Source organism: Arthrobacter sp. JDC6 (genome assembly GCF_056484025.1).
In genome coordinates, this window is sequence record NZ_CM151278.1 from 1,951,738 (window position 1) to 1,974,936 (window position 23,199).

The window sequence follows — 23,199 nt, forward strand, 5'->3', positions numbered from 1 at the left end:
GCGGGAGGTGGTGTGGCCGCCGGGCATGACTTTTGGCCCTTCCCAGCGCCGCCCGCAGCCGGGATTGTGGTGTCCATGAACGCAGAAACAGGGGCCAACCCCGTCATTGTAGGTGTGGACGGATCCGAATACTCCTCCGCAGCCCTGCGCTATGCGGGCACGCTGGCAGCCCGCCTGGGCACGCGGCTGGAAGTCATTTCATGCGTCGGAATGCCGGACTACCTGGTGATGTCCCGCCTGGAAGGGGCGGACCGGCAGTTCACCGCCAGGCTTGAGGACGCCGCCGGCCGCCTGGTCGAAGATGCCCTGGGCCGGGCCTTCTCCGGGGAACGGCCCGAAAACATCGACGTGACCATCAAGTTCGGCCCTCCGGCGAAAGTGCTGGTGGAGGAGAGCCGCCGCGCGCAGATGCTGGTTGTTGGAAGGCATGGCGAAGGCGGCCTGCTTAAGTCGTCCATGGGATCGGTGAGCAAGGCATGCGCGGCCCACTCAACCTGCCCGGTGCTCCTGGTGGGCCAGGAGGCGGACGCTGTGTGAGGACTGCGGAGGGCCTGAGCTCCGAACGGGCAGCGCAACTCCTGAAGCAGGCGGGCCCCAACCAGCTCCCGGCGGAGAAACCCGTCCCGCAATGGCGAAAGCTGTGGGGGGAGATGACGCACTTCTTCGCCCTCATGCTGTGGTGCGCCGCCGCGCTGGCATTCGTTGCGGACATGCCGCAGCTGGCCGTGGCGATCATCGTCGTCGTCATTGTCAACGGGGTGTTCGCCCACATCCAGCAGGAACGCGCCCAGCATGCCGCCGCCAGGCTGCGCGGCCTGCTGCCCGCCGACGTGGTGGTGCGGCGGGACGGGACGGTGCGCAAGGTCCACGCCAGCGAGCTGGTGGTTGACGACGTGGTGCTGCTCAGTGCCGGTGACCGTGTGCCTGCAGACATGGTCCTGCTGTCAGCATCGGCCTGCGAAATGGATGAATCCATGTTGACGGGCGAAAGCGAGCCAGTGCCGAAAGCCGCAGGTGACGCGGCGTGGGGCGGTACCTTCCTGGTCAACGGCTACGGAGAGGCCGCCGTGTCCGCCACGGGAGCCAGGACCAGGCTGGCCGGAATTGCCGCCCTCACCAGCGGAGCGGTTCCTCCCCCTACGCCGCTGTCCCTGGAACTGCGGCGGATTGTCCGCGTTACTGCGGGCATGGCGCTGGGTATCGCAGCGGTCTTCTTCCTGGCGTCGCTGCTGGTGGGCTTTCAGTGGCGGGATTCCTTCCTGTTCTCGATCGGCGTGGCCGTGGCCCTGGTCCCGGAAGGGCTCCTGCCCACTGTCACGCTGTCCCTGGCCATGGGTGCCCAGCGCATGGCGTCCCGCAACGGCCTGGTCCGCAACCTTGAAGCCGTGGAAACCCTGGGGTCAACCACCTTCATCTGCACCGACAAAACCGGGACCCTGACGCAGAACCGAATGAACGCCGTCGAGGTCTTCACCCTGGAAGGGGCCGTCCATGTGACGGGCCAGGGGTATGACCCGGACGCGCACATCGAGGGCCGGGGAACGGCCAGGGCGGCCCAGGCGGCGCTCGCTGCGCGCACCGCTTCACAGGGCAGGGCCGAGCTGCACGATGGACAGTGGCGTGCACAGGGTGACCCGATGGAAGCTGCCGTGGACGTGCTGGCCCGCCGGCTGACAGGCACCGGGTCCGGGCCCGCGGCATCGCGCCGGCTGCCGTTCGATCCGGTGCGGCGCAGGGAGTCTGCCCTTGTGGGGCCCGAGCTGTTCTGCAAGGGTGCCCCCGAAACCGTGCTCCCACTGTGTGAATCCGTGCCGGGTCAGGTCAAGGAACAGGTAGAGGTGATGGCAACGCGTGGCCTGCGCGTCATTGCGGTGGCACGGCGGCGTCTCGCGGGAGCACCCGAAACATGGCAGACCAGCCCTGCCGCAGAACTTGAAACGGACATGGAACTCCTGGGCCTGATCGGACTGCAGGATCCGCCCCGGCCGGATGTGGGCAACGTCATCCGAACGGCGCGGCAGGCGGGCCTGAAGGTCGCCATGATCACCGGCGACCACCCTGCCACGGCGGCAGCGATCGCCCGGCAGATCGGCCTTGCCGGAACGCCTGAATACGTGTTGGAAGGCGCAGACCTTCCGGAGGACGAGCAAATACTCGGCGCACTCCTGGACCGTGACGGAGTGGTGGTCAGTAGGGTCTCGCCCGAACAGAAGCTCCGCGTGGCCAAGGCGCTGCAGGCCCGTGGGCATGTGGTGGCCATGACCGGCGACGGCGTCAACGATGGCCCGGCCCTTCGCGAAGCCGACATCGGCGTGGCCATGGGGCGGAGCGGAACTGACGTGGCGCGGGAGGCCGCGGATTTGGTCCTCCTGGACGACCATTTCGCCACCATCGTGGCAGCCATCGAACAAGGAAGGGCAACCTACGCCAACATCCACCGGTTCCTCACCTACCATCTCACCGACAACGTGGCGGAGCTGACTCCCTTTGTCATCTGGGCGCTCTCCGGCGGCCACTTCCCGCTTGCCCTCGGTGTCCTTCAAATCCTTGCCCTGGACATTGGCACCGACCTGCTGCCCGCGCTGGCCCTTGGCGCCGAACCGCCCGGCCGGCGTGTTTTGGCGCGTCCGCCCGAACGCCGGCACCTGATGGACCGGCAACTGATCATCCGTGTCTTCTGCATCCTGGGTCCCACGGAGGCCGCCATGGAAATGGCCGTCTTCTCCGTTGTCCTCGCTGCCGGCGGGTGGATCCGGGGGCAGGTTCCCCAGCCCGGGCTCCTCATGGCTGCCTCCGGCGCCGCCTTTACCGCCGTGGTCCTGGGACAGCTGGCCAACGCCTTTGCCTGCCGGAGCGCCACCGTGCCGCCCTGGAAGCTGGGATGGGGTACCAACCGGCTTCTGGTATGGGCAGTTCTTGCGGAACTGGCCATCCTTGCGGTGTGCCTGTTCCTGCCCTACCTTGCCACGCTGTTGGGCCAGGCCCCGCCGCCTCCCCTGGGCTTCCTCCTGGCACTTCTCGCGGCCCCCGCTGTCCTTCTTGCAGACTGGATCCACAAAGCGGCCCGGGCGCGCCTGCGGCGGAGCTAGGACCAAAGACTCTGCCTGCCCCGGCGCCACCAAGGCCAGAATCGAGCCATGACCGCCGCTGCAGAAACGTCCCTGGCCGATGTCAGCGTCAAATGGCTTGAAGAAACCGGGATCGCGGACATCCCTTCCGTAGGGGGAAAGAACGCCTCCTTGGGGGAGTTGAGCCGTGCGCTGCAGCCGGCAGGAGTCCGGGTTCCGGAAGGGTTCGCCACCACGGCCACCGCCTACCGCGCTTTCCTTGCTGCCAACAGCCTGGAGCCCCGGATCAGGAAGCACATGGAGGACCACCGCGCCGGGGCAGCAACACTTCGGCAGGCCGGGGCGGCGATCCGCGAACTGTTCCTGCAGGCCACCTTCCCGGCGGACATTACTGCCGACATCCAGGAGCACTACCGGGCCCTCTGCCAGCGCACCGGGCAAGACCAAGTGGCCGTTGCGGTCCGCAGCAGTGCCACGGCCGAGGACCTCCCGGACGCCAGTTTCGCCGGCCAGCAGGAAACCTTCCTGAACGTGGCCGGGGAGCGCGCGGTCCTGGAGGCGTGCCGGCGCTGCTACGCCTCCCTGTTCACGGACCGTGCCATCAGCTACCGCGAAATGAAGGGTTACGACCACCTCGACGTTGCCCTGTCCGTTGGAGTGCAGCGGATGGTCCGCTCGGACCTTGGCGCATCAGGGGTGATGTTTTCGATCGACACGGAGTCCGGCTTTCCCGGCGTGGTGGTCATCAGCGCCGCCTGGGGGCTGGGGGAGACGGTGGTCCAGGGCACCATCAACCCGGACAAGTACCAGGTGTTCAAGCCGCTCCTTGCAGACCGGCGCTTCAGCCCCGTGATCGAGCGGCAAGTCGGTGCCAAGGAACGCAAAATGGTGTACAGCCGCGGTGGCGATGCCAGGACCATGATGGTGGAGACGACCGGGCGGGAGCAGAGCTCACGGGTACTGGATGACCGCGAGATTGTCCTGTTGGCCCGCTGGGCCGTCGCGGTGGAGGAACATTACGGCCGGCCCATGGATATGGAGTGGGCCAAGGACGGGGTCACCGGCGAACTCTTCATGGTGCAGGCACGGCCGGAGACCGTCCAGGCCCGCCGGAGCACATCAACTTTCCGGACCTACCACCTTGCAGGGCCCGGGAAGGTCCTGGTCACCGGCGCCGCCATCGGAGATTCGATCGCGCGCGGCCAGGCGTGCGTGGTGCGGGATGCCAAGGACATCGAATCATTCGTGGACGGCTCCGTGCTGGTCACCCGGATGACGGACCCGGACTGGGTTCCCGTCATGAAGCGGGCCGCGGGCATCATCACGGACCACGGCGGCACAACCAGCCACGCCGCCATTGTCAGCCGCGAACTGGGCGTGCCCGCAGTGGTGGGAACGCGCAACGCCACAGAGGTCCTTCCCGACGGCGGCCAGGTCACCCTGTCCTGCGCGGAAGGCGAAGAGGGCCGCGTCTACGAAGGGCTGTTGGAGTTCTCCGTGGAGGACGTGGACATGCACGCCCTCCCGGCCACCCGCACGGACGTGATGATCAACATCGCCAGCCCGGCCGCCGCGTTCAAGTGGTGGCGGCTGCCTGCGGACGGCGTAGGCCTGGCCCGGATGGAGTTCATCATCAACAACCTGATCCGCATCCACCCCATGGCCCTGGTCCATCCGGAACGGGTGTCAGACCCCCAGGAGGCCGCGCTCATCCGGCAGCTCACCAGCGGCTACCAGGACCCGCAGGAGTACTTCATCGACGTGCTGGCCACGGGGATCGCCAAGATCGCCGCCCCCTTCCATCCCAAACCGGTGATCGTCCGGTTGAGCGACTTCAAGAGCAACGAGTACAGCCACCTGATCGGCGGCAGCGCTTTCGAACGTCCCGAGGAAAACCCCATGCTGGGGTTCCGCGGCGCCTCCCGCTACTACAGCAACGCCTACAGGGAAGGATTCGCGCTGGAGTGCAAGGCCCTCAAACGCGTCCGCGAGCAGGCCGGGTTCGGCAACGTGATTGTCATGGTCCCCTTCTGCCGCACCGTGCGGGAAGCGGACCAGGTCATCCAGGCCATGGAAGAGCACGGGCTGGTCCGCGGCGCCGAAGGGCTCCAGCTCTACATGATGTGTGAGATCCCATCCAACGTGGTACTGGCAGAGGAATTCGCCAAGCGTTTTGACGGTTTTTCCATCGGGTCCAACGACCTCACCCAGCTGGTCCTGGGGGTGGACCGCGATTCGGAGGAACTAGCCGGGTTGTTCGATGAGCGGGACCCGGCAGTAATGTCCATGATTGCCCAGGCGATCAGCAAGGCCCATGCCGCCGGCATCAAGATCGGCATCTGTGGACAAGGGCCCAGCAACCATCCGGACCTTGCGGAGTTCCTGGTCAGCCAGGGGATCGATTCGGTGTCCCTGAACCCGGACACGTACGTGCGGACGCTTCCGGTTATTGCGGCAGCAGAGGCGCGGGCTGCCAACGAACAAGCCGTCTGACCCGCTGCCCAAGGCATACTGCGTGTCCCCGCGTACTGCCTTGGCGGCCACAGGAAAGTGCCTGGCACCCCAGGGGACAGTCTCCCCGGAAGCCAGGCACCGTCGTCGTACCGTGACTCTGCTCAGCCCCTGGTAATGGGGATCTTGGACGCCCCGGTTGCCTGCACCTGCTCCGGCATGGGAGCCCGCACTTCAAGGACCCCGTCCTTGTATGCAGCCGTTACGTCGTCTTGTTTCACCCCGGTGGGGAGGGGGATCCGCCGGACGAAGGAACCGTAGCGGAACTCGGACCGGTAGCTGTCCTTCTCCTTGTGTTCCTTCTTTTCCTGCCGTTCTCCCTTGATGGTCAGGACACCGTCCGTAACCGTCACGTCCACGTCCTTCTCCGGATCGATGCCGGGCAGCTCTGCCCGCACCACCAGCGTGTTGCCGTCCACCATCTCTTCGACCCTGATGGCGGAGGACCCCAGGTCACCCTCGAAAAGCCGTTCGATGACATCGATGGGGGAGCGGCGGTTATCAAACCATTTCATCAGGTCAGTCATTCTTGCCTCCTGCTCATGTGGAAGCCGGACCATCGCGTTGCCCGGCACTTCCACCATCCCCTTTCGATGAATCCGGTTCCAGAGGCAAAGGTCCCAGCCCCGTTCGGCCGTGACCCGCCGGTGGCCGGCGGGTCAGGCGGCCAACCAGTTCGATGGCCAGGCACCCTGCCAGGGCAACTGCAACCGAGACGGCCAGCAGTCCGGCGGGCGGCCACTCAACCCGGAAGAAGTCCTGCGTTAAGGGAACGCTGAACAACAGGACCAGCCCCGCGTACATCCCGGCAAGGATCAACACCTTGATCCGGTTGAGGGGGCGTGATGCCATCATCAGGATCCACGCGGCCACCAGGCCGAGTGTCACCGTTGCCGCGGACTGGGCGGACTCAAGGCTGTGGCCGCCCCACAACTGCCCGTACGCGCTGACCGCCAGGACACACAGGGCCGTGCAGATGCCTGCCGGGACCGCGAAGGCCAGGGCACGCCTCAGGAACCCGGGGGCATAACGCTGGCCGCCGGGCTGCAGGGCAAGGAAGAACGCCGGCAGGCCGATGGTCAGTCCGTCCAGTGCGGACAGTTGCCGGGGCAGGAACGGGAAGGCCAGCAACAGGACGCCGGTCACCACGGAGATGACCGTGGCGTAGACAGTCTTGCTCAGGAAGACCAGGGAGACGCGCTCAATGTTGCTGATGGCCCGGCGCCCCTCGTCCACCACCGCCGGCAGCCGTTCAAAGCGCCCGTCCAGGAGGACCATGCGGGCCACGGCCTTGGTCGCGGGGGAGGCCGAGTCCATGGCGATCCCCAGATCCGCATCCTTAAGTGCCAGGACGTCGTTCACCCCGTCCCCGGTCATTGCCACCGTGTGCCCCCGCCGCTTCAGGGCCTGGATCAGGTCCCGTTTCTGGGATGGGGTCACACTTCCAAAGAGGCTTTGCGACTCCACCGTTTCCTCCAGCAGCAGCGGATCCCGGGGAAGCGTGCGTGCGTCATAGGCAACCCCGGTTCCAAAACCCACCCCGCGCGCAAGCGCTGCCACGGTCCGGGGATCGTCACCGGAAATGATCTTGACGGTCACCCCCTGCCGGCGGAAGTAGTCGAGGGTGGAGGCGGCGTCCCGGCGGATGCTCTCCCGGAAGGTCAGCAGCATGACCGGCACCAGCCCGGTCGGCAGGCCTGCCTCTGCGGGGCCCGGCGGCAGCGGCGCCGGGAGGTGCGCCAGCACCAGGGTCCGCAGGCCGGTGGAAGCGAGGGCCGCCGCCCTGGCGTGCGCATCAGCAGAGTCAGCGGACCCGAGGACCGTATCCGGCGCTCCCAGGATCCACGTCCCGGAGGCGGCGGAGCCCGGTGCGAACGTCACCGAACTCCACTTCCGGGCGGAGGAGAACGGGACGGAATCCTGCTCCTGCAGCGGAACCCGCACGGGAAAGGCCGCGCCGATGGCTGCAGCGGTGCTGCTGGCCTCAGCATTGGCACCAAACCATTCCACCGCCGGCCGCCACCCGGACGCAGGAACCGTTCCGGCCTCATGGACGGCGTCAAACACCACGGAGCCGGAGGACAGGGTGCCGGTTTTATCCAGGCAGAGGACATCCACCCGTGCCAATACCTCCACGGCGGCGAGTTCCTGGACCAGGACCTTCTGGCGGGCGAGCCGGAGGCCGCCCACGGCAAAGGCCACGCTTGTCATCAGGAGCAGGCCCAAGGGGATCATGGCCATGATCCCGGCAACAGCTCCTACAACGGCCGGTATCCACCGCCCCGATCCCATGGCTCCAGCCCATCCGCCCTGGTCCTGCATTTGCGCATTCGTGAGCAGCAGTGCGGTGGGCAGCAACAGCCAGGTGATGACGGTAAAGACTTTCTCCAGGCCCCTGCGGATCTCTGACCTGACAAGGGAGAACCGCCGTGCCTCGGCTGCCAGCCGGTAAGCGAAGGTGTCGGGTCCCACGCGGAGCACTCTGGCCCGGCCGCTGCCGGTGAGGATCAGCGAGCCGGACAGCAGCACGGCACCGCCGGCTTTGGGAACGGGTTCCGACTCGCCCGTCAGCAGGGATTCGTCCACCTCAAGCGGTGCCCCGCCAAGAAGCTCCAGGTCTGCCGTTACCTGGTCCCCGGCATTGAGCACCACCAGGTCGTCAGGGACCAGTTCGTCCGAGGAGACGACTTCCCTGGCCCCGTTCCTGACCACCGTGTTCCGGGCGGCCTGCAGAATGGCAAGCTGGTCAAGGGAACGCTTTGCCCGGTACTCCTGGATGATCCCGATCAGCGAATTGCTGATGGCGGACAAGCCGAACAGCGCATCACGCCACTGGCCAAGGACCAGCAGGAGGATGAAGCAGCCTCCCACCACGCCGTTGAACAGGGTGAACACGTTCGCCTGGACAATCTCCCAGGCGCTCCTGCTGGTTGCCGTTGGCACGCTGTTGACACGGCCGGCGGCAGTGCGCTCCCGCACTTCTGCGGTGGAGAGTCCGTCCCGGGGATGGCTCACGTCCAGTCCCGGGACCGGTCTCCCGTTGTCCCCGGCGATTGTCATGATGTGGCCAGGCAGCTGACCCGGTCAGTCGGCGTGCTGCTGCTTGTGCACCCGGGTGATCACGGTGGGGCACGGCGGCTGCGACAGCACTGCGTGTGCCGTGGATCCCAGGACGAACCTTTCGAAGCCACCCTTTCCGCGGCTGCCCAGGACCAGCAGCCGGGCGCCGGATGCAGCACGGATCAGGGCGTCCGCCGGCTCAAGAACGGTCTCCATCCTGGTGTTGACCACGAGGTCCGGATAGTCCTGCCGGAGGCCCGCCTCAGTTTCGGCGAGCACGATCTGTTCCTCCTCGACGACGTGGGTGGCGAAACTGCTCTGCGGCAGCCCTGCCGCAATCCAGCGGTTGGGGCCGGTGAAGGCATATAGGACGGTCAGCTCCTCGCCCAGTGCGTCAGCCTCCGCGGCCGCAAAAGCCACTGCCTGTGTTGCTTCACGCGAGCCATCCACGCCCACCACGATGCCGCGGCCTGCCTCCTGGGCATCACCGATGACGGCCACCGGGCACTCCGCGGTGGCGGTGGCCTGGAGGGCCCGGTCCGTCAGGGCGCCGCGCGTGTGGCCGCTGGTGCCCAGGACGAGCATGGAGACATTCCTGGAATAGTCGCCCAGGGCTGCCCCGATGCCTCCTTCGAGCAGTTGGAGGGTTACCTGCAGTCCGGGTTCGGCTGCGGTGGCTTTTTCACCGGCCTCCTTCAACAGCGCCAGCCCCGATTCACGCAGGACTTCAAGGTAGGGAAGCACTTCGGCGGCCATCCAGCGGTCGTCCACCACATTTACGACGGCGAGGGGGCACTTTAGCCTGTTGGCCCGGGCAGCTGCCCACAACAGGGCGGCGTTGGAGGCCGAAGTATTAGTGATGCCGACGGCGATTGGCTTGGCAGTTGCCATGGGGGACCATCCTTAGGGGGTGCTGGAGAAGGGGTGTGGTGCGGGCGTGGAGCGGAGCCGGATGACGTTGCCCTGACCGGCGTGCCTGATCCGCGTTGGCCTGATCAGCGTTGGCCAGTCGGCGCTGGGCTAGTGGGCGCTGGGTCAGTCGGCGCTGGGCTCCCGGGCCGGCCACCAATGGGTCGGCGCCGCGATGACGAACCTCCGGCCGCTGATATCCTGCGGCGTGATCCGGATCAGGACATTTTTTTGGCCGGGTTGCCAGGGGGACAAGCCCGCCTCCATGGCGTCCTGGACTTCCTCCGCATCGGTTACAACTTTGGCGTGCCCCTTGATGATGACGCTCCAGGCGATGGTGCCGTACTGGTTCATTCCGTCCGCCTCGACGGCTACCACTTTCCGGTCGGCAAGGGAGGCGAGCTTTGTTCCCTGGCCGGTACGAATGAGCAGTGTGCCGTTGGTGGGGACAAAATTCACCGGATAGTTTTCCACTGCGTCCCCCTCGGAGAAGGCGATCCTGCAGAGGGAAGTTGAACGAAGGTATCGCCAGCAATCGTGGACGCCGAGTTCCTTGATGTCAGGTTCTGTGGCTGCGGTATTCATGGCCGTAGCCTAGGACCGGCAAACCTCCCGGGGATAGGGAAGAAGGTCCCGCGCCAGCAAAGGCACCCATCCGGGACGGTCGGAGGTAATTTTCGCCTGGGCCTCCTAGAATTGTGCCGGTAGCGTCTTCATGCCCAAGTGAAGGCGGACTTGCGGCCCGGGGCAGGCATTTCCGTTCCGGACCCCCGGACCGCGCCAAGGACCCGCAGCGTGGCAGGTTCTTGCCGCAGGAGGTGGAACGTGAGCACTGAGAAGCCCTGGCGTCCGCCGACTAGGGGCACCGTTGAAGACCTGCTGCGGGACTTTTCCGCCCGGGGCGACGAACAGCTGGATACCCAGGAACGCATCAACGCCCTGCTGGCGGCGGTGGTGGCCCTCGCCGAGGATCTGAGCCTTGAGGCCGTGCTTGACCGCCTGGTCCGTTCGGCCTGCGCCCTGGTCGGCGCACGGTACGGCGCTATGGGCGTCATTGGCGAAGACCGCACCCTGAGCCACTTCATCACGGTGGGTATTGATGAAGACGGAATCCGCTCCATTGGCGACCTGCCGACGGGGCACGGCGTACTTGGCCTGCTCATCCGCGAACCAAAGCCCTTGCGGCTCCATGACCTTGGCCGGCATCCCATTGCGTCCGGCTTCCCGCCGAACCACCCGCCCATGAAGACATTCCTTGGCGTGCCCGTCCGCGTCCGTGACGAGGTGTTCGGCAACCTCTACCTGACGGAAAAGCAAGGTGGCGAGGATTTCACCTCCGACGATGAGGACCTTGCCGTTGCCCTGGCGGCGGCGGCCGGCGTCGCGATCCAGAACGCGCGCCTCTTTGAAGACAGCGGGCGCCGGCAGAAGTGGCTGGAAGCAGGCATGGAGCTCAGCAGCAGATTGATCATGGCGTCCAGCCCCGGGGACGCGGATAACCTGGACGTCGTTGCCGACGCCGCTTTAAAGGTATCGGATGCGGCACTTGCAGTGGTGGCCGTGCCGGCGGGTGGAGGCGTGCTTCGATGCCGGTCCTGCCTTGGTGTGCAGGGTCTCCAGGCAGGCCAGGAATGGAGGGTCTCCCACTCCGTGTGGGACGTGATCGAGGGCGGCGGCTCCTTTGTGGCCAAGGACCCGCGGCAGGTCTTTGAGGCCGGAATGGCCGGGAAACTCGGATCCGTACTCGTGTGTTCCCTGGGGCATGGCAGCAGCGACAACGGCGTTCTCCTGCTGGCCCGCGCACACGCAACTGCCGCCTTCAACCAGGCGGACGCAGAGTCGGGTGCCATTTTCGGGAGCCGGATCGGGCTGGCGCTCGACCTGGCGCGCGTGAACGCACTGCGCGAACAAAACCTGCTGTTCACTGACCGGGAACGGATCGCGCGGGACCTGCACGACCTCGTCATCCAGCGCCTGTTTGCCGCAGGCCTGAGCATCCAAAGCCTGCGCCGCTACACCGTGGACCCGGTGGCGCACGAGCGCATCGCCGCCGTCACCACGGAACTCGATGAAACAATCCGCAAGCTGCGGGACACCATCTACTCGCTCCGGACGGCGGATGAGGAACGCGAACCGCTGACGGGCCGGATCCTGCGGGTGGTCCGGGAAAACTCGCGCAGCTACGCCCTGACCCCCAAGGTGGCCCTGGACGGCCCCGTGGACTCGATCCGGGAGGATGTGGCCGTCCATCTGCTGTCCGTGCTGTCGGAAGGACTCAGTAACGCGCTGCGGCATTCCGGCGCGGACGACGTGGAGGTCACGGTTGCGGTGGGCAAGGACCAGGTCCAGCTTCTCATCCGCGACAATGGCCGGGGCTTCGCCGACCCTGCCCGGGTGAGCGGCCTGGCGAACATGCGCCACCGGGCTGAGTTGTTGCAGGGCAGTTGCATCATTGAGAGCGGGCCAGGCAAGGGCACATCCGTGACATGGACCGCCCGGCTCACCTGACCTGCCGGCTCAGGCAGTGTCCGTGGAGCTCTTGGTGACGTAGACAGCGGCCTGCGTCCGGCGCTCGAAGCCCAGTTTTGCCAGGATCGATGAAACATAGTTCTTGACGGTTTTCTCGGCCAGGAACAGTTCGTCGCCGATTTGCCTGTTGGTCAGGCCCTGCCCGATCAGGGCCAGGACCTTCTTCTCCTGTGCGCTGAGGCCCTCCAGGCGGGGATCGGTGTGTGCAGTGGACAGTCCGGTAATGATCTGCTGCTCAACTCCCGGATCGAAGAGGGACTCGCCCGCAGCCGCCTTCCGGATTCCGGCCAGGAGGTCATCGCTCCTGATCTGTTTCAGGATGTATCCGGAGGCACCGGCCAGGACAGCGCCTCGAAGGGCCTGCTCGTCGTCGTAGCTGGTGAGTATCAGGCAGCGCAGGCGGGGGTCCAGGGAACGCACGTCCCGGCAGACCTCGATTCCCGTGCCGTCGGGAAGCCTTCCGTCGAGGATGGCGATGTCGGGGTGCAGTGCGGGTATGCGGCGCGTGGCCTCGGCAGCCGAGCCGCTTTCGCCCACCACAAGGAACCCTTCGCCCTCCAACAGGTCCTTCAACCCCTGCCGGACAAGTTCGTGGTCATCAAGGATGAACACCCGGACCTGCCCGGGAGATCCTGCCGCCTCAGACCCAGCTTCATGCATCTGCACTGATCGCTCCCAAATCTCCAGGACCAAATCCCGCATTCGTGCGGGGGCGGCCCCCGGGGAGGGCCTGAGCCCATTGTTCCCCAGGAGGCGTCCTGCCGGAAGGGACCTAAGTCCGCCGGCGATCCGCAGGGCGGCACCCGAAGTCTGGGCCCTGTTCCTGTCATGACCTTCGGCCCTACCCCTGAAAGCGCACTTGTTCCATTCTGGGGACGACGCTTGCAGGATGCCCGCAGGAGGGAATGCGGCAACAACAGTGAATGGAGCCGGCATGACTGCCCCTGAAACGCACCCCAGGATCATCGTTGGGGTGGATGGATCAGACGCCTCCATCGCCGCGCTCCGGGTGGCCCGGGCCATGGCGGAGCCCCTGTCAGCGACGGTTGAGGCCTGGGCCTGCTGGGACGTCCCGGCCGGCTACGGGGTTTACCTCGCCGTAGGGATCGAAGGGTTCAAGTACGCGGCCCACCAGGTCCTCCAGCAGGCACTGGAAGAAGCTTTCGGGGAGCTGCCGGCCTTCGTGCATGCCCGCCTGGTACGGGGTAAGCCAGGGCCGGTACTCATCGACGCGAGCCGCAACGCCTCCTTGCTGATCGTGGGCAGGCGGGGACATGGGAGCTTTGTCCTTGGCTCCGTCAGTTCGACGTGCGTGAGCCATGCCCACTGTCCCGTGCTGGTGGTGCACGCCCCGGAGGCGGACGGCGCGGGGGACACCGGCCAGGCAAGCGCCCTGACGGGGAGCCCTGACCCGGCGGCCTGATTGCAGGCGCCCTGACTGACCGACCCGGCATCCCGCCGTCGTACGTGTCATCCCGCCCTAGTGGCTGTGCTGGCCATCCCCATGATGGTGTGCCGCGCCTTCCCCCACCAGTTCGTGAAGCCCTTCGACTGCCTGTGCGAGTGACAGGCCGGGGGATTGGATGATGAAGGGCATCAGGAGGCGGTTCTCCTTGTCCAGGTGCAGGGCGAAAATCCGTTGGATGGCCCCGGCGGCCACGGCGGCAGCAACGCCTTCGGCGGTCCTGAGCTCTTCAACCAGGCCCACGATGACCTGATGCTCGGCCAGCATGCCGTCCACCAGCAGCTTCGCTTCCGGCAGGCCGTGGGGCCCGCTGTACAGCGGCCCTTCTTCTGCCAGGGCGTGCGGCACCAGCACCGTGTCGCACCAGTCCAGCAACGCAGCCTGCGTTTCCTGTCCGGCGGCAGGGTCCCGTGCCTCCACGGCCTCCGTCAGCAGTCCCACCAGCGCGTTCAGTTGCCGCAGCATGTCGGCATGGTGGGCTTCCACCGCCTGCAGCGCACGCGCCTCGGAGCCGGCTCCCGTGCCGTTACCGCTGTTGGTGTTCATTCGTTGTTGCCTTCCAGTTGGGCGACGTGCCGGTGGTTGGCCCGCAAGGACCAGCGGAGGTCTTTGATGGCCCAGTACGCTCCGCCGTTCATGACGGCGAAGCCTGCGATGCCCAGGTAGGGCGCCCGGACCACCAGGCCAAGGAGCAGGACGCCCACGCCCGCCGCGAAAAGCAGGAGTCCGCGCCTGACGCGGGTGCGAAGCGACAGTACGAAGGCATCCCTTCCGAGCAGGGCCGCGAATCCGGGGTCTTCCTCCTCCAGGCCATGGCCGATCAGTTCGAGTTCGCGTTTTTCAAATTCAGAGAGCGGCACAGCTGCACCCACTATCCATTGCCTGCGGGAACCGGAACTCAGGTACCCGGCTGGCCGCGCAGGACGGCCAGCCTGTTCCGGTATTCCGCGACGTCGATCTCGCCGCGCGCGAAACGCTCGGCCAGTACGTCTTCTGCCGTTAGTGGCGACGGGGGCCGGGGTGCACCCGGGGAGGGAGCCCGCAGGGAACGGGCCAGCAGGACAATGCCGGTGATGATTGCTCCCCAGACCACCACCATGCTGATGCTCATCAGGACATAGCCCCACAGGCCCATGCCGTCGTTCCAGCCGTACACGTCACGACCTCCGCTGAAGTGGAGGCGGACGCCAGCCGTCCGCCTTCCCTTCCAGTATTGGTCTCTGCCGGTGTCCGGGGCAGAGCCATTAGTCCTGTTCCGGGGCCGGGTACCAGGCTCCGGTCCTCGGCCCCCGGTGCGGAACTTCCGCACCGGGGGCTTATGGCACTGGCGGTGGCGGCGCGGGCATGGTGAATCTGGATGAGCATCCGGTTCCGTTGCAGGAGAGTAAAGCGGAAAGGGAGGATGGCACCGTGGCCGTTGCGGACAGCACGTACGACGGCGGGACAGCCCGCCGTGCGTTCCTCACCCGTTGGGTGGGCTGGGCGACCCTGGGCGGAGCTTGGGCTTCCTCGCCCCGGTCCTTGCGTGGTTTCTTGCGGCCACTGCCTGGCCGCGTGCGGAATTTGCACTCCTGGTACTGGCCGGCCTCGCCGAAGGAGCTGTCCTGGGATGGTTCCAGGTCCGCGTCCTGCGGAACCGGTTGCCGGGGATCTCCGCGGCCCGCTGGGTCCTGCTGACCGCGGTGGCCGCGGCATTCGCCTGGTCCGTGGGCATGCTGCCGTCCACCTTCGGGGAATGGCAGGACTGGCCGCTTCCGCTCCGGCTGACTGCGGGTGGCGCGGCGGCAATCCTGCTGCTCGGATCCATTGGCACTGCCCAGTGGTTTGAGCTGCGGCACCATGTCCGGCGGGCGTGGCCGTGGATCGCCGGCAACGCCGCGGCCTGGGCGGCGGGTCTTGCAGCGTTCATGCTGGTTGCCCCGCCTTTGTGGCAGCCGGACCAGCCTGCCTGGCTGATCGCGGTGATTGGCGTGGGGGCGGCGGTCCTCATGGCCGTGGTCACAGGCCTGGTGTTGCTGCGCCTTATGCCGGATGCTGCAGCCGCGGGGGATGCGCACTAGAAGCCGCGGCGCCGCAAACGCTTGTCCACGGCGACTGCCACGGATGCGAGCAGGGCCAGGCCAAGGATCCGCAGCCACGCTTCGCCGCTGATGGGGGCGGTGTGGAAGAGCCCGTTCATCAGCGGCGCATACGTGAGTGCCAGTTGGCCGGCCGCCTGCACCGCGACGCCGACCAGGAGCCAGCGGTTGCTGAACGGGCTTATCCGCCACGCCGGCCGGGTCAGCGACCGGCAGCTGAAGAGGTAGGACACCTCCACGCCCACGAAAAGGTTCACGGCGGACGTCCGGGCCTGTGCAAGAGAGGCACCATCGGCCAATTCATGTTCGAAGAGCCACCATGCCCCGGCGACGAGGAGGGCCGAAACGAGCAGGATCCGCACGGTGAGCGCCCACGTCAGGAGGGGGCGGTCCGGCGGCCGTGGCGGCCTGGACATCAGTCCTGGTTCCTTTGGCTCAAAGGCAAGCATGAGTCCAAGGGCAACAGCGGTGGTCATATTGATCCAGAGGATCTGGGTGGGCAGGATGGGCAGCGTTGCGCCCAGCAGGATGGCCACGAGGATCACCAGCCCCTCGGCCATGTTGGTGGGCAGGGTCCAGACGATGAATTTGGTCAGGTTGTCGAAGACATTCCGGCCTTCTTCAACGGCGGCCTCAATGGTGGCAAAGTCGTCATCGGTGAGGACGATGTCCGATGCCTCCTTGGCCACCTCCGTTCCGGTGCGTCCCATCGAAATCCCGACATTCGCCTGCCGGAGGGCCGGTGCGTCGTTGACGCCATCCCCGGTCATGGCGGCCACGTGTCCGCGGGACTGCAGGGCCCCGATCAGGCGGAGTTTCTGTTCCGGCGAGACCCGGGCGAAAACCGTGGCCCGTTCCACGGCATCGGCGAACTGGTCAGGTGCAATGACGTCCAGCTCCGCGCCTGTCAGGGCTGTTCCGCTGTCATGGTCGGCGGCCAGGCCCACCGCCGCGGCAACGGTCACTGCAGTCCGCACGTGGTCTCCGGTGATCATCTTGACCGCCACGCCGGCACGCCGGCAGGCCGCCACTGCCGCCGCGGCCGCTTCCCGGGGAGGGTCGTGCATGGCCTGGAGCCCGGTCAGGGTCATCCGGCCCCGCAATTGGATGGCGGAGAGAGGCCGGCTGTCCGGGGGAAGGCGCATCATGACCGTGGCCAGCACGCGGAGCCCGCTGTCCGCGAGCGCATGTGCGGCATTGAGCGCGGCCTGCCTGTGGAGGGGCCTGTTGGCACCGTACCTGTCCATTTCCGTGCCGCAGAGGTCAAGGACCCGTTCGGCGGCCCCTTTGACGAACACCACGCCGGCTCCGTGCGGAAGCGTGGAAAGGTGCAGGGTGGCCATGAACTGCCGCTCCGACGTGAACGGCAGTTCCTGCTTCCGCGGGTTGGCCGCCAGGAAGCCGGATACGTCCATCCCGCCCTTCCCTGCTGCCACCAGCATTGCGGCCTCCGTAGGGTCCCCCCGTACGTGCCACCCCTGCCCCTCCCTGCGGACGGTGGCGTCGTTGCAGGCTGCACCGCCCAGGAGGGACCACTGCAGCGCAGCGTCCCCGTCCGCCGGGTGCTCCGCTGAATCCGCCACGTGCTGCCGGCCGCCGGTGTGCTGTGCTGCCGACGGGGCGATGCGTCCCTCCGGTCCGTAGCCGGAACCCGTAACGTCATACGTCCCGGAAGGGGTCCAGAGTGCCCGGACTGTCATCTGGTTCTCGGTGAAGGTGCCCGTCTTGTCCGAGCAGATCACCGTGGTGCTGCCCAGCGTTTCCACCACCGGCAGCCGGCGGACCACGGCCCGGCGGCGCGCCATGCGGCGGACGCCAATGGCAAGCGTCACGGTGACGGCGGCAGGAAGGCCTTCGGGGATGGCTCCCACGGCCAGGGCGACGGCGGCAGTAAACATTTGCCCCGGCTGCTCGCCATGTGCCAGCCCGGCAAGGAAGGCCACGGCGGCGAGGGCCAGGATGGCTATGGTGAGCGTCGAGCTGAAGCGTGCCAGTTTGACCGTCAACGGCGTGGCCACCGGCCGGACCGTCCCCATGAGGCGGTGGATCTCGCCAAGTTCGGTTTCGCCGCCGATGGCGACGACGACCCCCGCACCCGTGCCGGCGGTCACCAGGGTGCCGCTGTACAGCATGTTCCTCCGGTCTGCCACCGGCGTGACCGGGGGCAGGACCACCTCGTCCTTGGGCACGGGGTCGGATTCTCCCGTCAGCGCGGATTCGTCCGCCCGTAAGGCGGACAGGCGCACCAGGCGGAGGTCAGCCGGTACCTTGTCGCCGGCCTCCAGCAGCACAAGGTCGCCGGGGACCAGGTCCTCGGATGGAACCTGCCTCCGTTCGCCGCCGCGCATGACGGTGGCGTGGGTGCGGACAAGCGAGTGAAGGGCGTCCAGGGCCGCTTCTGCCCGGACTTCCTGGACGAATCCGATCAGCGTGTTGACCAGCACTACGGCGAGGATGACGCCGGCGTCCAGGAACGCGCCAAGGACCACGGTGACGGCGGCGGCGGCCAACAGGACGTAGACCAGCGGGTTGTTGAACTGGCGCCCCAGCTTGCGGGCGATTCCCCCGCCCCTGGACCGGGGAAGCTCGTTCGCGCCAAACTGGGCGCGCCGGCGCGCTACCTCCGCCTGGCCAAGGCCCCTGGCCGCATCCGTTTCCAGCAGCAGGACGACCTCGTGGACCGGCAGCCCGTGGTGTGCCGGATCAGGGACAGCGTCCGGTTGGCGGCCGGTGGAGGATGGTTCCGGCCGCGGGGGCTGCACGTGCCCGCGTCGGGAGGGCCGGGTCTTCGCCATGGTGCCGCGGCCTCACTGCCCCGGCAGGGCATCGAGCGTGGTGAAGCCGTATCCTGCGGCAGCGGTGCGGTCAATGATCCGGGGGAGGGCGTCGGCGTCGAGGGTGGTGCCGTCGTCGGGATTGGACTCGATGTGCATGAGGACGATTTCACCGGGCTGCAGGCCGGCCTGGACGCGGTCGGCCACCGACTGCACGCTGGAACCTCCACTGGCGCCTTTCCAGCCCAGGGTGTCCACGGTCCACCTGACGGCCACGTAGCCCAGGGAGTTGACTGCAGCGATGGTGCGTGCGTCCCGCTCGCCGTAGGGGAAGCGGAACAGCGGCCTTGGATCGGCGCCGGCTGCCAGGATGGCCTGCTCGGCACCACGCACCTGTTGGAAGATCTGGTCGTTGCCCAGTCCGGTGAAGCCCGGGTGGGTCATGGAGTGGTTGGCCACCCGGTGCCCGGCGGCCACGATCTGCGCTACGGCCTGCGGGTTGTTCGCCGCCCAGTTGCCGGTCAGGAAAAACGTCCCGGCGACCCCCTTGGCGGCGAGGGTGGGCAGGATTTTGGGCAGTCCTGCCGCGTTGGCTCCGGCATCGAAGGTGAGGGCAACCACCCGGCCTGCCCCCGGGATGACGGTCAGGTCCTGGCCGCGGAGGGATTCCGGGAACGGCGCCGGTTGCGGGGGAGTACCCGGCTCCCGGGGTGGCGTCGGGCCGGCCGGTGGCTCCGTGGGCTGCGGTTCGGGAACCGGCGGCACGACGACCGGGGGCTCGACGGGAGCCTGGCCCGCTTCGGGTGTCTCCGTCTCCTGCGGCCCCGGCGCGGGGGTGGAGACGGTTGGGCTGGCTGTGCCGGGCTGGCTGGAGCCGCTGGGCAGCGGGGAGGGAGCCGTCGGTGATGCCGACGGCGGACCGGCCGAGGGCACCGGGAGCAACAGGGCCAGTGAAATGGCGAGGACCACCAAGGCGGCGGCGAGCGCTATGGCGGGTGTCCGCCGTCGTGCCTCACTGAGCGGCAATGCCATCACCCGTCCCGGAGGTCAGTACCTTTCCCGCCCGGACGTACCGTTCAGGACTCCTTGGAGCTGTGGGCTCCGCTCTCGGGCGTGTGGACCACCAGTACCGGGCAGTGGGCATGGGCCACGATGGCGGAGCTGACGGAGCCCAGGAGCAGGCCGCCGAACCCGCCGTGCCCGCGGCGCCCCACCACGATCATGTCGGCGTCCCGGCTGGCGTCGATCAGCGCCTCACGCGGATGGCCGCGGACAAGGGTCGAGGTGACGTTGGCCGGCATCTCGGCGCCGAAAGCCTGCACCATCGCGTCGTCCAGGACCTTCTTGGCGCCTTCCTCGAAGCCCTCAATGCCCATCATGACGTAGCCCGAGTACACCTGCGGGTACTCCCAGCAGGCGATCGCCTGGACCTTGGCGCCGAGGGGAGTGGCGAGCCGTTGGGCCTGGCGAAGTGCCTCCAGGGACGGTTCCGATCCGTCGACGCCCACCACGATCCTGGCAATTGGTGCCCCGGCTATGCTCATGTCTGCTCCCTCGTCGGACCCTCGCTGTCAGGCCCATCATGCCCGGATGCCTGCTGCGGGGCTAGGGCCGAAGGTCACGGCGCCGCGGGGGCTCCCGCCGGTGGTGCCCCGGCCGGCGGAATCACCGGTCCGGGCCATTCAGGTTCGGTGGCTCCCTGGTCCAGCCGGAATGGTGGATATTCGTCCCGCATCAGCGCTGTGTAGGCAAGGACCCGGTAGATCCAGCGGTCGATGCCGAGGATGAAGTCAAACAGCGGGCGCTGGTAGCGGCCGGTGAACAGCAGGATCACTGCCGCGACCAGAACCAGCAGTCCCAGCAGGGACGGTCCCGCACTTTGCTCATAGGTGGCGCCAACGAAGGTGTTGTCCGCCCGCCACCGCCACGTTGTATTGGTAAACGCGGCCACCAGGAGCAGGTGCGGGATCGAGAGGAGCCACCATTTCACCAGCACCAGCCCGCGGGACAGCCGTTCCGGGTAGTCAACGTCAAAGTCCGCAGGATAATTGGTGCGCTTGAGCGTAAACGGCGGGTAGAGGTCGGTGCCTACGGCGGCGTAGGCGTAGAAGGCCACCCGCCAGTTCCAGCGCATGACACCCACATTGAAGTCGAACAGTGCCCTGGGGTACCGGCCGGTGAACAGGATGGCGAAGCCCGCCACGATGGTGGTGATGACGAACGCAAACCAGAGGAAGAAGAGAAGGATGAAATGCGGTATGGCCAGGAACCACTTGACCAGCCACATCCATCGTGACAGTCCCGGATCGATGTCACCGAAAAGCCTTGCGGGGTAGGCGCGGCGGTCTTCGGCTGCCACGGTGAACGGCTGCGGCGGGGGTGCCACTCCGGGTGCGGCCGGCACTGCCTGCATCCCCGGTCCGGCCATCCCAGGCGCCTGCATCCCCGGTTCCGCCATCCCCGGTCCCGCCATCCCCGGTCCTGCCACCGCCGGGCCGCCCGGTGATGGTCCAACAGGTGGCCGCCCGGCATGCCGGCCCAGTCCCATGGCGCCGAAGACGATGAGGGGAATACCGATCACGAGGGCGATGAGGCCGCCCACCAGCAGGCCTGTGGCTGCCGGCCTGATGAGGTCTGAGCGGAAGCCGGCCTGTGCCTGGACATCAACACCGGAGGAGGCATCGGCATTCATCACCACCACTTCCCAGGTGCCCGGGGTGATGTTCCACGTCAGCTCCTGCTCGCCGGAGCCTGAAACGGAGGCCGTCCAAAAGCGCTGGCCGGCCGGCGGCGATGCGGGGTTGCCGCCCGGAACGTCACGGTATTCGGCGCGGAAAGGCCGCTGCCGGATGTTCAGCAGCTCCGAGTGGTGCACACCTGACAGGTACTGTTCGACGTCGGCCTGCGGGCCGATGCCAATGAACACCGCTTTGTCGGGGATCATTGATGCAATCCGCAGCCGCAGGGTACCGATGTCGAAAGGAAGCCTGCCCGGCACATCCTCGCCGATGGCCTCGGCCCGCGGAGAGGTGAGGGCAAAGGAACTGACGGAAAAACGGGATGTGCCGGAGGTCAGGTATCCGTCCCCCTGGATCGATCCCACCGCCGATGCCACGGCTCCTCCCGCCAGCGCGGCCAGTCCCGGAAGAGAGATCAGGATGCCGAGGACCAGCATGATGCTGGCGGCGGGTTTTTTCATGGCGTGGAACCTTCCGCTGTAGGGGAGGATGTGGAGCGGGAAGAAGGACCAGCAGGCGCTGCGGCCTAAAGGGGGCTGTGAACGGTGTCAGTACGGGTAATGATCGTGGGGCACGGGAGGTGCCTGAGCACGCCGTGTGCGGTCGAACCGAGCAAAAGGCGCTTGAAGGCGCCCCGGCCGCGGCTGCCCACCACAAGCAGCCGTGCCCCGGCGGCGGCCTCGACAAGGGCGTCCACCGCGTTTTTTTCCCTGTCGAGCCGCTGGTGCACGGTCAGGTCCGGGTAGTCTTCCTTGAGCCCGGCCACGGTTTCGGAGAGCACGACGCGTTCTTCGTCCACGATGAGGTCCGCGAGCGCCCCCGGCGTCAGGCCGGCGTCGATGATGGGGTCGGGCGCATTGACGGCATAAACGACGGTGAGTTCGTCTCCCTCGCGGTCGGCCTCGGCCGCGGCGAAGGCGACGGCCCGCGTTGCCTCGGCAGACCCGTCAACGCCGACCACCACACCGGACCTGCCTTCGAGGTCCTGGGTCCCGACGACGGCGACAGGGACTTTGGCGGCGGTCGCCACCTGGAGTGCGCGGTCGGCGAGGGCCCCGCCAAGGTGCCCGCTGCCGGAGCCGATGACCATCATCGAGGTCTTCTTCGAATACTTGGCCAGCTGGCCGCCCACGCTTCCGGTGAGCAGTTCCGTAGTCGGCGTGACCGTCACGGTTCCTTCGAGCCTGCCGGCGGCGGTCTTGAGCAGTTCCTCGCCGGCCTGCTGGAGGGTTCCAAACCAGGGGTAGGGTTCAGCTACCCACCGGTCGTCGACGACGTGGAGGATCACCAGCGGCAGGTGCGTCCGGTGGGCGCGGCGGGCCGCCCACAGGACCGCGGCCTGGCTTTGCGCTGAGTCGTTGGTGCCCACAGCGATGGGTTTCTGGGATGTCATGGCCGCACTTCCTGGTCGTCTTGAACTGGTCTTCCTGCCTTTCAAGACTGGCCCCGCCGCCACCGGCACTCTAGGGCCAAAAGTCACGGAAGCGCTGTTCAGGCCGCCCTGCGGCCTTGGCGCGCGGCCGGGAACCGCCGTTTGTCCGCTTGGGACGGAAATGCGGTGGCTGTTCACAGGCATACCGTTCCTCAGTATGCTTACTATTATCCGCCCGGAGCCCATGAGAAAGGCATCATCATGACTGAACAGAACGTCCCCGACGATGAGTTGGAAGTTGTGCAGGAAGACGACGTTCTTCTCGACGAGACTCCCGGCGCGGCATCGTCACTGGAGCTCGATCCCGTCAACGGGGAACCTGACAGCTACCCCGGGGCTGCAGAGAACAATCCGGACCGCTGGCAAGAGGACCCGCTGCTGCAGGACGAAGCAGTCTCGGGGGAGGAGCAGGACTTCCTGAGTGACCAGACGCTGCGGGACGAAAGCGCGCAGGCCCGGTACCGCTCCGGCGATGAGCAGGTTCCGCCGGACACACCCACGCTGGGTGAAGCAGCAGCCGACGTCGATTTCGGCGGGAATCCCACCGGCCTGGAAGCAGACGCAAGCGACGACGAGGAAAACTTTGGCGGCTCGCCCCTTAGTGAGTTTGAGCCGGACGACCTGGAACGCTAGCA

At 67.1% G+C, this 23,199-nt stretch carries 20 protein-coding genes; 7 read left to right on the plus strand and 13 right to left on the minus strand.

Annotation, left to right across the window (positions count from 1 at the left end):
- Positions 1-75 precede the first annotated feature (75 nt).
- The 3 genes from ACV095_RS09155 to ppsA are packed head-to-tail and all read left to right on the plus strand — an operon-like array spanning position 76 to position 5,561.
- Entirely contained in the window at positions 76-537 is a 462-nt protein-coding gene (locus ACV095_RS09155; protein WP_478223311.1) for a universal stress protein, read from the plus strand.
- Complete coding sequence (locus ACV095_RS09160; protein WP_478223312.1) at positions 534-3,089, plus strand: cation-translocating P-type ATPase; 2,556 nt, start codon at positions 534-536, stop codon at positions 3,087-3,089. The genes ACV095_RS09155 and ACV095_RS09160 overlap by 4 nt, the downstream gene beginning before the upstream one ends.
- A gap of 48 nt (positions 3,090-3,137) precedes the next feature.
- Positions 3,138-5,561, plus strand: a complete 2,424-nt coding sequence (gene ppsA / locus ACV095_RS09165) for a phosphoenolpyruvate synthase (protein ID WP_223991719.1) — start codon at positions 3,138-3,140, stop codon at positions 5,559-5,561.
- A gap of 122 nt (positions 5,562-5,683) precedes the next feature.
- On the opposite strand, the gene ACV095_RS09170 is transcribed toward ppsA, so the two are convergent.
- From ACV095_RS09170 to ACV095_RS09185, 4 genes are all read right to left on the minus strand, one after another.
- Positions 5,684-6,106, minus strand: coding sequence for an Hsp20/alpha crystallin family protein (locus tag ACV095_RS09170; protein ID WP_018769391.1), 423 nt, complete (start codon positions 6,104-6,106; stop codon positions 5,684-5,686).
- A 13-nt stretch (positions 6,107-6,119) separates the two neighbouring features.
- Positions 6,120-8,639: a cation-translocating P-type ATPase gene (locus ACV095_RS09175; RefSeq protein ID WP_478223313.1), complete on the minus strand. Its 2,520-nt coding sequence runs from the start codon at positions 8,637-8,639 to the stop codon at positions 6,120-6,122.
- A gap of 24 nt (positions 8,640-8,663) precedes the next feature.
- A complete protein-coding gene (locus ACV095_RS09180; RefSeq protein WP_478223314.1) occupies positions 8,664-9,530 on the minus strand; it encodes a universal stress protein in 867 nt (288 codons plus the stop codon).
- 144 nt (positions 9,531-9,674) lie between these two features.
- Positions 9,675-10,133, minus strand: a complete 459-nt coding sequence (locus tag ACV095_RS09185) for a pyridoxamine 5'-phosphate oxidase family protein (RefSeq protein WP_018769388.1) — start codon at positions 10,131-10,133, stop codon at positions 9,675-9,677.
- A 240-nt stretch (positions 10,134-10,373) separates the two neighbouring features.
- On the opposite strand from ACV095_RS09185, the gene ACV095_RS09190 reads away from it, so the two are divergent.
- Positions 10,374-12,056 (plus strand): GAF domain-containing sensor histidine kinase, encoded by a 1,683-nt coding sequence (locus ACV095_RS09190; protein WP_478223315.1) that lies wholly within the window; start codon positions 10,374-10,376, stop codon positions 12,054-12,056.
- Between the two features lie 9 nt (positions 12,057-12,065).
- Here the strand turns inward: ACV095_RS09190 and ACV095_RS09195 are convergent, their stop codons facing one another.
- Positions 12,066-12,737 carry a response regulator gene (locus ACV095_RS09195; RefSeq protein WP_051081367.1) on the minus strand — a complete coding sequence of 224 codons (672 nt, stop codon included), beginning with the start codon at positions 12,735-12,737 and terminating at the stop codon, positions 12,066-12,068.
- A 274-nt stretch (positions 12,738-13,011) separates the two neighbouring features.
- Between ACV095_RS09195 and ACV095_RS09200 the strand changes: the two genes are divergently transcribed.
- Positions 13,012-13,500, plus strand: coding sequence for a universal stress protein (locus ACV095_RS09200; protein ID WP_018769385.1), 489 nt, complete (start codon positions 13,012-13,014; stop codon positions 13,498-13,500).
- A gap of 57 nt (positions 13,501-13,557) precedes the next feature.
- Here the strand turns inward: ACV095_RS09200 and ACV095_RS09205 are convergent, their stop codons facing one another.
- The 3 genes from ACV095_RS09205 to ACV095_RS09215 are packed head-to-tail and all read right to left on the minus strand — an operon-like array spanning position 13,558 to position 14,698.
- A complete protein-coding gene (locus ACV095_RS09205; RefSeq protein ID WP_478223316.1) occupies positions 13,558-14,088 on the minus strand; it encodes a hemerythrin domain-containing protein in 531 nt (176 codons plus the stop codon).
- On the minus strand, positions 14,085-14,402 hold the full coding sequence (locus tag ACV095_RS09210) for a DUF3040 domain-containing protein (protein ID WP_018769383.1): 318 nt from the start codon (positions 14,400-14,402) through the stop codon (positions 14,085-14,087). The genes ACV095_RS09205 and ACV095_RS09210 overlap by 4 nt, the downstream gene beginning before the upstream one ends.
- A gap of 38 nt (positions 14,403-14,440) precedes the next feature.
- Entirely contained in the window at positions 14,441-14,698 is a 258-nt protein-coding gene (locus tag ACV095_RS09215) for an SHOCT domain-containing protein (RefSeq protein WP_082581719.1), read from the minus strand.
- 343 nt (positions 14,699-15,041) lie between these two features.
- Between ACV095_RS09215 and ACV095_RS09220 the strand changes: the two genes are divergently transcribed.
- Positions 15,042-15,602: a hypothetical protein gene (locus ACV095_RS09220; RefSeq protein WP_478223317.1), complete on the plus strand. Its 561-nt coding sequence runs from the start codon at positions 15,042-15,044 to the stop codon at positions 15,600-15,602.
- Here the strand turns inward: ACV095_RS09220 and ACV095_RS09225 are convergent.
- The 5 genes from ACV095_RS09225 to ACV095_RS09245 form a co-directional block, all read right to left on the minus strand.
- The gene (locus tag ACV095_RS09225; protein ID WP_478223318.1) at positions 15,599-18,415 is read right to left on the minus strand and encodes an HAD-IC family P-type ATPase; all 2,817 of its coding nucleotides are present in this window, start codon (positions 18,413-18,415) and stop codon (positions 15,599-15,601) included. The genes ACV095_RS09220 and ACV095_RS09225 overlap by 4 nt on opposite strands.
- A gap of 12 nt (positions 18,416-18,427) precedes the next feature.
- On the minus strand, positions 18,428-19,426 hold the full coding sequence (locus ACV095_RS09230; protein ID WP_478223319.1) for a polysaccharide deacetylase family protein: 999 nt from the start codon (positions 19,424-19,426) through the stop codon (positions 18,428-18,430).
- A 44-nt stretch (positions 19,427-19,470) separates the two neighbouring features.
- Positions 19,471-19,938 carry a universal stress protein gene (locus ACV095_RS09235; RefSeq protein ID WP_056390546.1) on the minus strand — a complete coding sequence of 156 codons (468 nt, stop codon included), beginning with the start codon at positions 19,936-19,938 and terminating at the stop codon, positions 19,471-19,473.
- Between the two features lie 74 nt (positions 19,939-20,012).
- A complete protein-coding gene (locus ACV095_RS09240; protein ID WP_478223320.1) occupies positions 20,013-21,593 on the minus strand; it encodes a DUF4389 domain-containing protein in 1,581 nt (526 codons plus the stop codon).
- 65 nt (positions 21,594-21,658) lie between these two features.
- On the minus strand, positions 21,659-22,525 hold the full coding sequence (locus tag ACV095_RS09245; RefSeq protein WP_018769376.1) for a universal stress protein: 867 nt from the start codon (positions 22,523-22,525) through the stop codon (positions 21,659-21,661).
- Between the two features lie 240 nt (positions 22,526-22,765).
- Here ACV095_RS09245 and ACV095_RS09250 point away from each other — a divergent pair, with 240 nt between their 5' ends.
- On the plus strand, positions 22,766-23,197 hold the full coding sequence (locus ACV095_RS09250; RefSeq protein WP_056390539.1) for a hypothetical protein: 432 nt from the start codon (positions 22,766-22,768) through the stop codon (positions 23,195-23,197).
- The last annotated feature ends 2 nt before the right edge of the window (positions 23,198-23,199 follow it).

What these genes read in the sequence shown, in the direction of transcription:
- ACV095_RS09225 (WP_478223318.1), bottom strand. Translation starts at nt 18,415, where the DNA reads ATGGCGAAGACCCGGCCCTCCCGACGCGGGCACGTGCAGCCCCCGCGG.
- ACV095_RS09240 (WP_478223320.1), bottom strand. Translation starts at nt 21,593, where the DNA reads ATGAAAAAACCCGCCGCCAGCATCATGCTGGTCCTCGGCATCCTGATC.
- ACV095_RS09200 (WP_018769385.1), top strand. Translation starts at nt 13,012, where the DNA reads ATGACTGCCCCTGAAACGCACCCCAGGATCATCGTTGGGGTGGATGGA.
- ACV095_RS09250 (WP_056390539.1), top strand. Translation starts at nt 22,766, where the DNA reads ATGACTGAACAGAACGTCCCCGACGATGAGTTGGAAGTTGTGCAGGAA.
- ACV095_RS09235 (WP_056390546.1), bottom strand. Translation starts at nt 19,938, where the DNA reads ATGAGCATAGCCGGGGCACCAATTGCCAGGATCGTGGTGGGCGTCGAC.
- ACV095_RS09185 (WP_018769388.1), bottom strand. Translation starts at nt 10,133, where the DNA reads ATGAATACCGCAGCCACAGAACCTGACATCAAGGAACTCGGCGTCCAC.
- ACV095_RS09170 (WP_018769391.1), bottom strand. Translation starts at nt 6,106, where the DNA reads ATGACTGACCTGATGAAATGGTTTGATAACCGCCGCTCCCCCATCGAT.
- ACV095_RS09245 (WP_018769376.1), bottom strand. Translation starts at nt 22,525, where the DNA reads ATGACATCCCAGAAACCCATCGCTGTGGGCACCAACGACTCAGCGCAA.
- ACV095_RS09180 (WP_478223314.1), bottom strand. Translation starts at nt 9,530, where the DNA reads ATGGCAACTGCCAAGCCAATCGCCGTCGGCATCACTAATACTTCGGCC.
- ACV095_RS09175 (WP_478223313.1), bottom strand. Translation starts at nt 8,639, where the DNA reads ATGACAATCGCCGGGGACAACGGGAGACCGGTCCCGGGACTGGACGTG.
- ppsA (WP_223991719.1), top strand. Translation starts at nt 3,138, where the DNA reads ATGACCGCCGCTGCAGAAACGTCCCTGGCCGATGTCAGCGTCAAATGG.
- ACV095_RS09155 (WP_478223311.1), top strand. Translation starts at nt 76, where the DNA reads ATGAACGCAGAAACAGGGGCCAACCCCGTCATTGTAGGTGTGGACGGA.
- ACV095_RS09205 (WP_478223316.1), bottom strand. Translation starts at nt 14,088, where the DNA reads ATGAACACCAACAGCGGTAACGGCACGGGAGCCGGCTCCGAGGCGCGT.
- ACV095_RS09195 (WP_051081367.1), bottom strand. Translation starts at nt 12,737, where the DNA reads ATGCATGAAGCTGGGTCTGAGGCGGCAGGATCTCCCGGGCAGGTCCGG.
- ACV095_RS09230 (WP_478223319.1), bottom strand. Translation starts at nt 19,426, where the DNA reads ATGGCATTGCCGCTCAGTGAGGCACGACGGCGGACACCCGCCATAGCG.